The organism is Actinopolymorpha cephalotaxi, assembly GCF_013408535.1.
In the GTDB taxonomy this organism is placed as follows: domain Bacteria; phylum Actinomycetota; class Actinomycetes; order Propionibacteriales; family Actinopolymorphaceae; genus Actinopolymorpha; species Actinopolymorpha cephalotaxi.
On sequence record NZ_JACBZA010000001.1, the window covers coordinates 5,744,048 to 5,756,476 of the forward strand.

Sequence of the window (12,429 nt, forward strand, 5' to 3'; positions counted from 1 at the left end):
CGGCAGGCGGTGGAGACACGAAACCGGTGGGCACCCGCTCCGGTCTCCCGAAGCCGGCGCCCACCGGTTTCTCCCGTACGAACCCTTGGCCCAGCCTGGGTGGCTCAGCCTGGGTGGCTCAGCCCTGGGTGGGGCTCAGACGAGGCCGTTCTTGGTGAGCCACTCCTTGGCCACCGCGGACGCGTCCTTCTTGTCCACGACGACCTGGGTGTTCAGGGCGAGGAGCGTCTTGGTGTCGAGCTTGGCCGAGACGCCGTTCAGCGCCTCCTCGACCTTCGGCGACGCCTTGGACTTGTTGATCAGCGGTACGACGTTCTGCGCCGGGAAGAGGGCCTTGTCGTCCTCGAGCAGGATGAAGCCGTTCTTCTGCACCACCGGGTCGGTGGTGAACATGTTGGCCGCGTCGACCTGGCCGTTGGCCAGCGCCTGCGGGAGCAGGGTCCCCTTGAGCGACTTGAAGTCGCCCTTGAACTTCAGGCCGTACACCTTCTCCAGCGCGGGGACGCCGGAACGCTCGCGGGTCTTCCACTCCGGCGGGCCGCCGAGCACGAGCTTGCCGGCGACCGGCTTGAGGTCGCTGAGCTTCTTCAGCTTGTACTTCGCGGCGGTCTCCTTGGTCACCGCCACCGCGTCCTTGTCCTCCGCAGTGGCCTGTTCGAGCACGGTGAGCTTGCTCGGTGTGGCCTTCTTCAGCTCGGCGTACACGTCGGCGGAGGTGGAGGCCTTCGTCTTCTCGTCGAACGCCTGCAGGAGGTTTCCGGTGTACTCGGGGATCAGGTCGATCGACCCGTCCTCGAGCGCCTTGAGGTAGATCTCGCGGGCGCCGATGCCGAACTTCGTGGTGACCTTGACTCCCTTGGCCCGCAACGCGCCGGCGTAGATCTCACCGATCAGCGTGCTCTCGGGGAAGTCGGCGGAGCCGACCACGATCGTGTCGGCCGGCGCCTTGGTCGCGGGAGCCTTGGTGTTCTCGGTCATCGGGTTGCCGCCGCCACCGCACCCGGCGAGGGCGAGCAACGCGACCGTCGCCGCGGCGGCGATCTTTGCGAACTTCATGACGGGTATCTCCTTGGTGGGTGACGGTGGTGCACGGCCTGGTCGCGCCGGAGTTCCGGGGCGTGTCAGGCGTAGGGGTCTGTCAGCGGACTCCGGCGAGTTCTTCGCGGCCGACCTCGGCGTCCGGCTCCGGCTCGGTGCGTTCGGCGGAGACCGCCGACGCCCGTCGCTGTGCCCTGCTGGTGAGGCCGGCGGGGACCACCAGCCGCTGCACCAGCGCCAGCACCGCCTCGACCACGATCGCCAGCGCGGCGACCAGGATCGAGCCGCCGACCATCTGGGCGTAGTCGCGGACCGCCTGGCCGTCCACGATGAACCGGCCGAGGCCGCCGAGTGAGGTGATCGCGGCGATGGTGGCGGTGGCGATGATCTGCAGCATGGCGCTGCGTACGCCGGACAGGATGAGCGGCAGTGCGCACGGCGCCTCGACCTTGGTGAGCACGCTCATGCCGGTCATGCCCATGCCGTACGCCGCGTCGCGGGCGGCCGGGTCGACGCCCTGCACCCCGGAGTACGTACTGGCCAGGATCGGTGGGACGGCGAGCACGACCAGGACGAGGATGCTCGGGATGACGTAGACCAGGTCGCCGTGGATCCGGGACCCCAGCAGCAGCGCCATCACCACGAGCAGGCCCAGCGAGGGCAGCGCGCGCAGGGAGTTGGCGAGGCCCGCGACGAGGAACGCGCCGCGCCCGGTGTGCCCGATGTAGAGGCCGAGGGGGATGCCGATCAGCGCCGCGATCAGCAGGGCCGCCAGGGAGTACTCCAGATGCTGGAGCAGCCGGACCGGGATGCCGCCGTCCCCGGTCCAGTTGTCCGGATTGCCGAACCAGCCGATCACCGACGAGATCACGATGTCCCCCTCGCGATGCGCTGCCACGGGGCCAGCAGCCGGGTCAGCACCAGGATCAGCCCGTCCAGCGCCAGGGCGAGCAGGACGCACAGCACGATGCCGGCGACCAGCGGCGGGAAGTAGTCGCGGTTGAGCCCGTCGGTGAACAGCAGGCCGAGCTGGGGTACGCCGAGCAGCGCCGACACCGCGACCAGGCTGACGTTGGACACCGCGGCGACCCGCATGCCCGCGGCGATGACCGGCACCGCCACCGGCAGGTCGACGGCGAAGAACCTGCGGAAACCGGTGTAGCCCATCGCGGTCGCCGCCTGCTCGACGTCGCCCGGAACCGAGCCGAGGCCGTCGGCCACGGTGCGGACCAGCAGCGCCAGCGAGTAGATCGTCAACGCCACCACGACGTTGATCGGGTCGAGGATCTGAGTACCCAGGATGAGCGGCAGCACGACGAACAGCGCCAGCGACGGAATGGTGTAGAGCAGGCCGGTGAGGCCGATCATCGGCGTGTGCAGCCAGCCATAACGCCTGGCCACCCAGCCGAGCGGGATCGCCAGCACCAGGGCGATCACCAGCGGCAGCGTCGCCAGCCAGACGTGCTGCAGGAAGTACGACGCGACGGTGCCGGCGTTGTCGCGAAGCCAGGAGATCACGGGTTTGCGACCTCCGGCTCGGGGGACTGATCGGGCGCGCCCCGGCCGGCGGTCGGCTGGTCGAGCCGGGCGAGCACGGGGCCCGCGGTGATGGTGCCGAGCAGCCGGCCGGCCGGGTCGGCGACCACGCCGCGTCCGGTGGGCGAGGAGAGCGCGGCGTCGAGCACCCCGCGCAGGGAGCCCTCCGCCGACGCCACCGTGCCGGCGCGGTTGAGGTGGTCGCTGTCCACCGCGTCCTGCGGGGAGTTCTGTGCGTCAAGCCAGCCTTGCGGACGGCGCTCGTCGTCGACGACCAGCACCCAGCCGTCGACGGCCGCCTTCCGGGCGTCGGCGATCGGGGCGCCCAGCCGGACGGTCGGCTCGTCGTCGAGGGAGATGCCGTCGGCCGGGGTGAACGACAGGGCGCGGTAGCCGCGGTCCTTGCCGACGAAGCCCGCGACGAACTCGTCGGCCGGGTGCTCCAGGAGACGCTTCGGCTCGGCGAACTGCGCGAGTCGCCCGCCGGTACGGAAAACCGCCACCCGGTCTCCCAGCTTGATCGCCTCGTCGATGTCGTGCGTGACGAACACGATCGTCTTGTCGAGTTCGTCCTGCAGGCGCAGGAACTCCTCCTGCAGGCTCTCACGTACGACCGGGTCGACGGCACTGAACGGCTCGTCCATCAGCATCACCGGAGGATCGGCGGCCAGCGCCCGCGCCACACCCACCCGCTGCTGCTGCCCGCCGGACAGCTGCGCGGGATAACGGTCGCCCAGATGGGCGTCCAGACCGACGCGTTCGATCAGCTCCGCAGCGTGTGCGCGCGCCTTCTTTCTGTTCCACCCCAGCAGCAACGGAACGGTCGCCACGTTGTCGACCACCGTGCGGTGGGGAAACAGGCCGGCGTGCTGGATGACGTAACCGATGCCGCGGCGAAGCTGCGCGGGATTCGTCGTGCCGGTGTCCTTGCCGTCGATCAGGATGCGGCCCGACGTCGGCTCCACCATGCGGTTGATCATCCGCAGGGAGGTCGTCTTCCCGCATCCGGAGGGCCCGACGAGCACCGTGATCTCACCGGACGGAGCCCGAAGGTCCACCTGGTCGACCGCGACGGTTCCGTCGGGGTAACGCTTGGTCACGGATTCGAACTCGATCACGTCGGCCCTCCTCGGTCGACGAGCACACATTGGTCGCCTGGTGTCGTAGTGACTCCGGCCTGTCACGACCGCGCGCCGAAAAACCCACCCCACCCTAGCCGCGTGCACCGACAGTGGCTGAACGCGGAAATGTTCACCCTCGGTCGCGACCAGCCAATGAAACTACCCCGGCCGGTCCGGCGCCACCCGCCCCGGTGGACCAGTCGTGACGATCGGTCAGGCGAAACGGACCGGGCACCCGTCGTGTCGGTCCGACCTCCTACCCTCGAACCACCACAGCCGTTTCCGAGCAGGCCGTTCCGAGAAGGGCGCCGCGAATGCGTGTCGCAGCGATCGTCATCTCCACCGTGATCACCCTGGTCGCGGTCGCGCTGGTCGCGCGCACCGCCGCCTCGATGGTCGGGGTGATCCGGCTCGGCCAGCCCGCGCCCGGCCGTACCGACCGGCCCGGTCAGCGCTGGCTGACCCTGCTGCGGGAGACGATCGGCCACTCCAGGCTGGCGAAATGGCGCCTGGTCGGGGTGGCGCACTGGTTCGTGTTCGTCGGCTTCGGCGCGCTCTTCTTCACCCTGGTCACCGCCTACGGCCAGATCTACGCCGGGCCCGCGTGGGCGCTGCCGGTGGTCGGGCACTGGTGGCCCTACGAGGCCGGGTCCGAACTCATCGCGTTCCTCACCCTCGTGGCGATCCTCACGCTGATGGTGATTCGTCAGGTCAAGCACCCCCGGCGGCTCGGCCGGGGCAGCAGGTTCGCCGGATCGACGTTCTGGCAGGCCTACTACGTCGAGTGGACGATCGTCGCGATCGCGGTGTGCATCCTGGTGCTGCGCGGTCTGGAGGGCGCACTGGCCGGTCAGCGCGGATGGAGCATCCACTACCCGATCAGCACGCCGCTGGTCGCAGGCTTCACCGGCATGAGCGCGGGCGCGCTGGGCACCGCGATCCTGGCGGTGGCGACGGCCAAGATCGTGGTGTCGATGGCGTGGTTCCTGGTCATCGCGCTGAACGCCACCATGGGCGTGGCGTGGCACCGTTTCACCGCGTTCTTCAACGTCTGGTTCAAGCGCGAGGCGGACGGCGGCACGGCGCTCGGCCCGCTGCCGCCGATGCGTTCGCGGGGTGAGCCGATCGACTTCGAGGACCCCGGCGAGGACGACATCTTCGGTGTCGGCGCGGTCGAGGAGTTCACCTGGAAGGGCCTGCTCGACTTCACGACCTGCACCGAGTGCGGCCGCTGCCAGTCGCAGTGCCCGGCCTGGAACACCGGCAAGCCGCTGTCACCGAAGTTGCTGGTGACGACGTTGCGCGACCACGCGTACGCGAAGGCTCCCTATCTCCAGGCCGGTGAGGAGGCACGCGCCTCCCTGCCCGACGCCGTACGCGCCGAGGGCGAACGGCCGCTGGTCGGCCCGACCACCGCGAGCGCCGACGGCGCGACCGGTGACGCCGCCACCGGTCACGGCCCGTCCGGCCACGGGATCACGGGTTACGGCGTGGCCGGCGACGGTTCGGCGACCGCGCTGATCGACCCGGACGTGCTGTGGGGCTGCACCACCTGTGGTGCCTGCGTGGAGCAATGCCCGGTTGACATCGAGCACGTCGACCACGTGCTGGACCTGCGCCGCAACCAGGTGCTGGTCGAGTCGGAGTTCCCGAGCGAGCTCAACCAACTGTTCAGGGGCCTGGAAAACAAGGGCAATCCGTGGAACATGAACCCCTCCGCGCGACTGGACTGGGCGAAGGACCTGCCGTTCGAGGTGCCCGTGCTCGGCGGTGACGTGGACAGCCTGGGCGAAGTGGAGTACCTCTTCTGGGTCGGGTGCGCCGGCGCCTACGACGACCGCGCGAAGCGGACCACCCGAGCCGTCGCCGAACTGCTGAACATCGCCGGGGTGTCGTTCGCCGTGCTCGGCCAGGCGGAGACCTGCAGTGGCGACCCCGCCCGGCGCGCGGGCAACGAGTTCGTCTACCAGATGCTCGCCCAGCAGAACGTCGAGACGCTGAAGGAGGCCGGCGCCACCAAGGCGGTGGTCACCTGCGCGCACTGCTTCAACACCATCAAGAACGAATACCGCCAGCTCGGCCTGGAGCTCGAGGTGGTGCACCACACCCAGCTGCTCAACCGGCTGGTGCGGGAGAAGAAGCTGACGCCCGTCGCGGCGGAGCCCGGTGACGGCCCGACCGGCAACGGCTCGGCGGGCCGGCCGATCACCTACCACGACCCCTGTTACCTCGGCCGGCACAACCAGGTCTACGAGCCGCCGCGGGAGCTGCTCGGCGCACTGCCCGGGGTCGAGGTACGCGAGATGCCCCGCAGCGGCAAGGAATCGTTCTGCTGCGGTGCCGGCGGGGGCCGGATGTGGATGGAGGAGCGGATCGGCTCCCGGATCAACCTCAACCGCACCGAGGAGGCGGTGGCCACCGGCGCGGACCAGATCGCCACCGGCTGCCCGTTCTGCAAGACGATGCTCTCCGACGGACTGACCCAGAAGCAGTCCGAGGGCGCGGCCCGGGACGAGGTCGAGGTGATCGACGTCGCCCAGCTGCTGCTGGAGTCGGTCCGGCGCGGCACCCTCGCCCCGCGGGCGGCGGACAGTGACGGCGACGGGAGCCAGGCGGACGGAGACGCGGACGGCGAGGGCGTGACGTCGCGATAGCGCCGGATGACGTCATCCTGACGATATCGACGCTTGACATGGCGTCGCACATGACGCCATGATGACGTCATGGAACTCGCACCGTACGTCGACAGCATCCGCCGCGACCTCTCGGTCGCCGCGGAGGTTGCCGGGCAGGAAGCCCGGATCGCCGCGGAGCGCCTGACGGCCGCGCTGGACGCTGCCGTACGGCTCGCTCTGATGGACGCGCTCTCCACCGCCGCCGAGGAGGTCACCCGCGAGCTCGCACCGGGCTCGGTCGAGGTGCGCCTGCGCGGCCGCGAGCCGGAGTTCGTCGTCACCCCGCCCCCGAGTGCACACCTTCCGGAGGAGGAGCCGGCGGGACCGCCGTCGCCTCCGCCGCCGCCCCCGCCCGGCGAGACCGAGCAGGGCACCTCCCGGGTCACCCTGCGACTGCCCGAGTCGCTGAAGACCCGGGCCGAGGAGGCTGCCGCCCGCGAGGGCGTCTCGGTCAACACCTGGCTGGTCCGCGCGGTGAGCTCGGCCCTCACCGACAGCTCCCCGGGCGGAGGGCCCCGCGGCTCGCGCGGCCGGTCCGGTCCGCGCGTCGGCAAGCGCGTCACCGGCTGGGTGCGCTAGCGCCGGCCCGGCCGGCCGACCGACGAACCACCGCGGCTCAGGGCCACCCAACCCCCACAGCCCTGAGCCGCGCGGCGCCCGAGATGCGGGTGCCCAGCACATCTCCTTCACTCACCAGCTCACTCCCAGGAGCCAGCATGCCTACTTTCGCCACCCCTGAGCCCGTCAACCTGCGACTGCGCGTCCAGTCCGGCGAGATCCTCATCGAGGCCTCCGACCGCGCCGACACCGAGGTCGAGGTCCGCCCGTACAACTCGAACAAGCCCGCCGACACCGAGGCGGCGCAACACACGCTCGTGGAGCAGCGCGACGGCTCGGTCGTGGTCGAGTCGCCCGACGGCAACGAGTACGGCCGGCTCGGCCGCTCCGGCGCCCTCTACGTACGCGTCGCCCTGCCGACCGGCTCGCACCTGCGGGGCACCAAGGCATCCGCGGACCTGCGGGCGGTCGGCCGGCTGGGGGACGTCAACCTCACCACCGCCTCCGGCGACGTCGAACTCCAGGAGGTCGGCGAGCTGGAGATCCAGACCGCGAGCGGGGACGTCACCTGCCGGCGGGTGGACGGCGCCGCGAAGGTGCAGAGCGCGTCCGGCGACGTCACCCTTGGCGAGGTCGGTGGTGACCTGCAGGTGGCCAGCGCCTCCGGCGACCTCGACCTCGGCCCGGTCGGCGGGAACGTCCGCGTGCACACCGCGTCCGGCGACACGACGGTCGCCGTCGCGGGCGGCTCGGTCGAGGCCCGGTCCGCGTCCGGCGATGTCTCGCTGCCCAGCGTCCGCCGTGGCCAGGTCTCGGTGGAAACCGCTTCCGGAGACGTCACCGTCGGCATCGTCGCCGGAGTGGCCGCCTGGCTGGACGTGTCCTCGCTGTCCGGTGACGTGCACTCCGCCCTCGACGACGCCGGCGAGCCCGGCGAGGGTGACGAGTCCGTCGAGCTCCGCGCCCGGACCCTCAGCGGGGACGTCTCGATCGTCCGCGCCCGCTGAGCCGCGCCACCCGCTTCCTGACCAGCAACTTCCGAAGATTCACCGACTCCGCCGCGAGAGGCGCACCATGAACGACCACTACCTCCACCACGTCGCCCGGCAGCGCACCGAAGCCGTCCTCGCCGAACGCCGTACCGACCAGCTCGCGGCTCGCCTGCGCACGGCCGGGGGCACCACCCCCGGCCCGGCGCGGCGCGAGGTGGCCGGCCTGCTGCACCGGCTGGCCGACCGCATCGCTCCGGCCACGGCGCAGCGCCCGGCACTACCCCTCACCTGATCCGTTCAGCCGGCGCAGTGCCCGCCGCCACCCGCGCCGGCACTCCCCTCGAAGCCGCACATCCCCCGAAACGGAGCGCGCACCATGAGCACCTTCCCGACGTACGAACTCGCACAGCAGCGCCAGGCCGAACTCCGCGCCCTCGCCGACAGGCACCACAAGACGACGCCCCTCCGCACCGCGGGCAGTCCCACGATTCGCCCGTGGTTCGCCCGGGTCCTACGCGGGCTCGCCGACCGGTTGGAGCCGATGGGACACCCCCGCACGCAGCGCCGGATGACGTTGCCGGCGCAACGCCTGGCCCGCCCGTCCGGTTAGGGCGTGTCCTGCGGATCAGGCGCGCGGAAGCTCGACCAGGGCCTGGACCGGCCAGTGGTCGGAGGCCCACCGGCCGTCGAGGGTGAAGGTGTTGACCGCCGCGACCGGGACCCGCACGCCAGGACGGGTGAGGATCCAGTCGATGCGGTCGCCACCCACCTCCGGCGGCTGGTAGCCGTGGAACGTCGCGTACGGCGGTGAGAGACGCTCGTCGGCGGCGGTCCAGGTGTCCACCAGTCCGGCCTTCCCGACCAGGGTGGCGTACGGCTCGGATGCCTCGGCCGCGACGTTGAAGTCGCCGGTCACCAGCACCGGCAGGTCGGCGTCGAACTCGCCCAGCCGCTCGGCGACGAGTTCGGCGCCGCGGCGCTGCGCCTCGTCCACGGCGTGGTCGAGGTGGGTGTTGAGAACCACGAACGTCACGCCCGTCGACCGGTCGCGAAAGCGCACCCAGGTCGCCATCCGGACCACCTGGTTGCCCCAGGACGACGAACCCACCAGGTTGGGCTGGTCGGAGAGCCAGAAGTGGTCGAACTCACGGGGTTCGAGCCGGGAGGCGTCGAAGAACACGGCCATGAACTCGCCGCGACTGCCGCCCTCCCGCCCGGTGCCGATCCAATCGTACTCGGCGGGCAACGCCCCGGCCACCTCGCGTAGCTGCTGGTAGAGGCCTTCCTGGGTGCCGATCACCGTCGGCAGCTCGGCCCGGAGGAGGGCACGGTTGGCGGCCCGGCGTTCGGGCCACGGGTCGGTTCCGTCGCCGACGGCGTTGCGCAGGTTGAACGACATCACCTGCAGGTGGGGCGGCGCGGCGTGGCCGACCAGCGGCGTGGACTGGGTGTCAGTTTCCGGCTGCAACACGGTGCCACTGTGGCCCAGATCGGGCGGCGCCGCCACCTCTGGCCGGCGACCGCGGCCAGGATCGGGCTGGACAAACGGTCTGCAGTACGACCCGTCAGCCGTCGGCGGGGCGGGGCCGCGGCACGAGCGGGCCGGGCTGCCGCTCGGCCCGCTGCTTCACCCCGTACAACATCGCCCGGTCCATCACGACGCTGATCGGCTCCAGCAGACTCGGCCCGAACGTCAGCCGGGTGAGCAGGTCCTCGGAGGAGTCCGCACGGAACCTGCTGAGGAACCTCGTCCGCCGCGCGTTCAGCGGTTCGACGGCGAACAGCCAGGTGGCCCGCGCCCACGGCCGGCCCTCCGCGCGCGCGGTCTCGTCGTCCACGTACGCCACAAACGACCGGCCCGGTGAGACCGTCACCAGCCGCAGCGGCGCCACCTGGGGATGGACGAGGAGTTCGCCGCCCTCCTCCGCGGTCCACTCCGCGTGCAGCGTCTCGGCGTTGCGGATCCGGCAGCCGACGAGGTTCTCCAGCCACTGGTAGCTGTAGAAGCCGGCCCGGTCGGCGCCGATCTGCTGCACCCACGGCCACACGCGTTCCACCGGCGCGTTGATCTCGATCGCGTGGGTGAAGCCCCATCGCGGCTCCGGGATCAGGTGGTCGCCGGGGTAGGTCCGGTCGCGCCTGGCCGCCGGGTCGTCGTCGAGCCCCCAGGTACGCCGGCGCCCGCGCAGGAACGGCGTCGCCACGCCGGCCGCCATCCGGGTCGCGGCGCCCAGGCCGGCGGTGACGTCGCGCCAGTCGTCGCGGGGCAGGCGTCCTTCCGCGCGGGCGGCGAGCCGGCGCAGCTGGTGGTTCTGGGCCAGGTGGTGCAGCGGGCTGATCCAGCGGGTGTGCAGCTGCCCGCGTGCGCCGAACGCCATCCGCAGCCGCGCGGTCAGCCGGGTGGTGTCGTCGTCGAGGGGTTCGAGGACGAACGCCCAGGTCGCCTGCCAGAAGCGTTCCGGTCTCGTGGCGGCGAACGGCAACTGCGTGTTGCTCAGCCGGTCGACGAGGCCGCCGAGCACGAGGACCCGGGCAGGGTGCAGGACGAGTACGTCGAACCCCGCCCCGCCGTCCGGTGTCGCCGGGATCAGGTCGCCGACCCGCAGGTCCTGAAACTCCGGGTGCAGCTCCCGGGCGCTGCGCCGGCCGGCGTTGCCGAGGAGGTCGAGGCTGTAGAAGCCGGCCCGGCCGGTGCCCATCTGCATCAGCCACGGCCAGATCGTCGTCGGGCGGGCGTCGATGGTCACCTCCTGGGTCAGCTGGCCGTCGGCGTCGGGGATGAGCTCGTCGCCGGGCAGGGCGCGGGCGGCGTCGGGGGCCCGCCGGGGCTTCGCGGGGTGTTGGTGTTGCCTGGTCAGCCGGCGGGCAAGTCCGCCCGCCGCCGTGCCGGCCGCCGCGCTCGCCGCGCCCACGGCGGCGCTCAGTCCGCGCCGTCCGCCGCCGGCCTCCGCGAGTTCGCGCGCCGTACGGTCTTCTGCCGTACGACCCTCTGCCGTACGACCTCCGGCCTCGTCGCGCAGCTCGTCGGTGCCCAGCTCGGCGTCGGTGCCCAGCTCGGCGCCGACCATCGCCTCCGTACCTGCCTCCTCCGCCGGGCCGTGCGCCCGGCCGAGGCCCGCCATCATCCGCCGGCGCAGCAGCCGTGACCCGGGGCCGAAGACCCGCAGGTACCGCCGGAACCGCCGCCAGGTGGCCGGGTCGGTCGCGTCCGCCCGTACCTCCAACGTCACCCGGGTCGCGTGCTCACCCAGCGGCACCAGCCGCAGCGCCCACGCCGCCTTGACGAAGCCGGGCTGGTCGAACTCCATGAACGCCTTCGCCGACGGCACCTCGACCAGCGCGACCCGTGCCCGCCACACCCTGCCGATCGCGCCGACGACCATCTCGTGCGGACTGTCCTCGGAGAGCACCTGGACGCCGGGTTCCCGCATCGGCGTTCCCAGGCGTTCGGGCATCCGGCGCAGCGAGGAAAGTGCCCGGACCAGCCGGGAGTGGGCGAAGAGGTCGCCGTGCCGGATCACTTCCCAGGCGTCCTCGGGGGAAAGTGCGAGGTCCACCGTGTCGATCTCGACCATCCGGGCCGCCGGCAGCATCCGGTCCAGTGCCGTTGCCAGCTGTGCCTTGGTGGGGCGCTTGGTCTTCGCGCGGGTGGCGCCGGGCATCGCAACCTCCGGCTTCGGCGGCCCCGGACCCGAGTCCTCCCAGGCGGCACGTCGGCAGCCCGGGATGCACCCCCGGCCGCAGGACGGCGGACGGTCCCTTTCTCGCAGAATGTGTCCGCGAGGACCGCCGGAGTAGGGGACAGAAGCCCTAGCTGGCGGGCCGTCCGCCAGGCTCAGATGTCGGCGCGGTGGAAATTCCGGTACGACCTGGACGGAGTCGGGCCGCGCTGGTCCTGGTATCGGGAGCCGTAGCGCTCGGAGCCGTAGGGCTGCTCCGCCGGCGAGCTGAGCCGGAAGAAACACAGCTGGCCGATCTTCATCCCGGGCCAGAGCTTGATCGGCAGCGTGGCGACGTTGGACAGCTCGAGCGTCACGTGCCCGGAGAAGCCGGGGTCGATCCAGCCCGCCGTGGAGTGCGTGAGCAGGCCGAGCCGGCCGAGGCTGGACTTGCCCTCCAGCCGGGCGGCGACGTCGTCGGGCAGCGTGATCACTTCGTACGTCGAGGCCAGCACGAACTCGCCCGGGTGCAGGATGAACGCCTCGCCCTTCTCGCACTCGACCTGGCGGGTCAGGTCGGGCTGCTCCTCGGCCGGGTCGATGTGGGGGTATCGGTGGTTCTCGAACACCCGGAAGTAGCGGTCCATGCGTACGTCCACACTGGACGGCTGGACGAACTCGGGCTCGAACGGGTCGAGGACCACCCGGCCCTTGTCGAGCTCGATGCGGATGTCGCGGTCGGAGAGCAGCACGCAGGCAACCTACCGAACCCCGGATCGGCGGGAGGACATGCCGTCGGCGGCACGCCGGGGATGGGTAGTATTCTGAGCGCTCGTCGCCTTCGTGGCGG

The 12,429-nt window shown here is 71.5% G+C and carries 12 protein-coding genes; 5 read left to right on the forward strand and 7 right to left on the reverse strand.

Features of this window, described 5'->3' with window-relative positions:
• Positions 1-135 precede the first annotated feature (135 nt).
• From FHR37_RS25515 to FHR37_RS25530, 4 genes are all read right to left on the reverse strand, one after another.
• Complete coding sequence (locus FHR37_RS25515; RefSeq protein ID WP_092890220.1) at positions 136-1,056, reverse strand: ABC transporter substrate-binding protein; 921 nt, start codon at positions 1,054-1,056, stop codon at positions 136-138.
• Between the two features lie 82 nt (positions 1,057-1,138).
• The gene (locus FHR37_RS25520) at positions 1,139-1,936 is read right to left on the reverse strand and encodes an ABC transporter permease (protein ID WP_378079541.1); all 798 of its coding nucleotides are present in this window, start codon (positions 1,934-1,936) and stop codon (positions 1,139-1,141) included.
• On the reverse strand, positions 1,906-2,556 hold the full coding sequence (locus FHR37_RS25525) for an ABC transporter permease (RefSeq protein ID WP_330831770.1): 651 nt from the start codon (positions 2,554-2,556) through the stop codon (positions 1,906-1,908). The genes FHR37_RS25520 and FHR37_RS25525 overlap by 31 nt, the downstream gene beginning before the upstream one ends.
• A complete protein-coding gene (locus tag FHR37_RS25530) occupies positions 2,553-3,692 on the reverse strand; it encodes an ABC transporter ATP-binding protein (RefSeq protein WP_092890223.1) in 1,140 nt (379 codons plus the stop codon). Before FHR37_RS25530 ends, FHR37_RS25525 begins: the two co-directional genes overlap by 4 nt.
• A 317-nt stretch (positions 3,693-4,009) precedes the next feature.
• Here FHR37_RS25530 and FHR37_RS25535 point away from each other — a divergent pair, with 317 nt between their 5' ends.
• The 5 genes from FHR37_RS25535 (at position 4,010) to FHR37_RS25555 (ending at position 8,530) form a co-directional block, all read left to right on the forward strand.
• Entirely contained in the window at positions 4,010-6,349 is a 2,340-nt protein-coding gene (locus FHR37_RS25535) for a 4Fe-4S dicluster domain-containing protein (protein ID WP_092890226.1), read from the forward strand.
• 69 nt (positions 6,350-6,418) lie between these two features.
• On the forward strand, positions 6,419-6,949 hold the full coding sequence (locus FHR37_RS25540) for a toxin-antitoxin system HicB family antitoxin (RefSeq protein ID WP_092890230.1): 531 nt from the start codon (positions 6,419-6,421) through the stop codon (positions 6,947-6,949).
• A gap of 137 nt (positions 6,950-7,086) precedes the next feature.
• On the forward strand, positions 7,087-7,935 hold the full coding sequence (locus FHR37_RS25545; protein WP_092890233.1) for a DUF4097 family beta strand repeat-containing protein: 849 nt from the start codon (positions 7,087-7,089) through the stop codon (positions 7,933-7,935).
• A gap of 67 nt (positions 7,936-8,002) precedes the next feature.
• Positions 8,003-8,212: a hypothetical protein gene (locus FHR37_RS25550; RefSeq protein WP_092890235.1), complete on the forward strand. Its 210-nt coding sequence runs from the start codon at positions 8,003-8,005 to the stop codon at positions 8,210-8,212.
• A gap of 84 nt (positions 8,213-8,296) precedes the next feature.
• The gene (locus FHR37_RS25555; protein WP_092890238.1) at positions 8,297-8,530 is read left to right on the forward strand and encodes a hypothetical protein; all 234 of its coding nucleotides are present in this window, start codon (positions 8,297-8,299) and stop codon (positions 8,528-8,530) included.
• A 15-nt stretch (positions 8,531-8,545) separates the two neighbouring features.
• Here the strand turns inward: FHR37_RS25555 and FHR37_RS25560 are convergent, their stop codons facing one another.
• The 3 genes from FHR37_RS25560 to dcd form a co-directional block, all read right to left on the reverse strand.
• Positions 8,546-9,391 carry an endonuclease/exonuclease/phosphatase family protein gene (locus FHR37_RS25560; protein ID WP_237769132.1) on the reverse strand — a complete coding sequence of 282 codons (846 nt, stop codon included), beginning with the start codon at positions 9,389-9,391 and terminating at the stop codon, positions 8,546-8,548.
• A gap of 94 nt (positions 9,392-9,485) precedes the next feature.
• A complete protein-coding gene (locus tag FHR37_RS25565; protein ID WP_092890241.1) occupies positions 9,486-11,582 on the reverse strand; it encodes an SRPBCC family protein in 2,097 nt (698 codons plus the stop codon).
• Between the two features lie 173 nt (positions 11,583-11,755).
• A complete protein-coding gene (gene dcd / locus FHR37_RS25570; protein ID WP_092890243.1) occupies positions 11,756-12,331 on the reverse strand; it encodes a dCTP deaminase in 576 nt (191 codons plus the stop codon).
• Positions 12,332-12,429 lie beyond the last annotated feature (98 nt).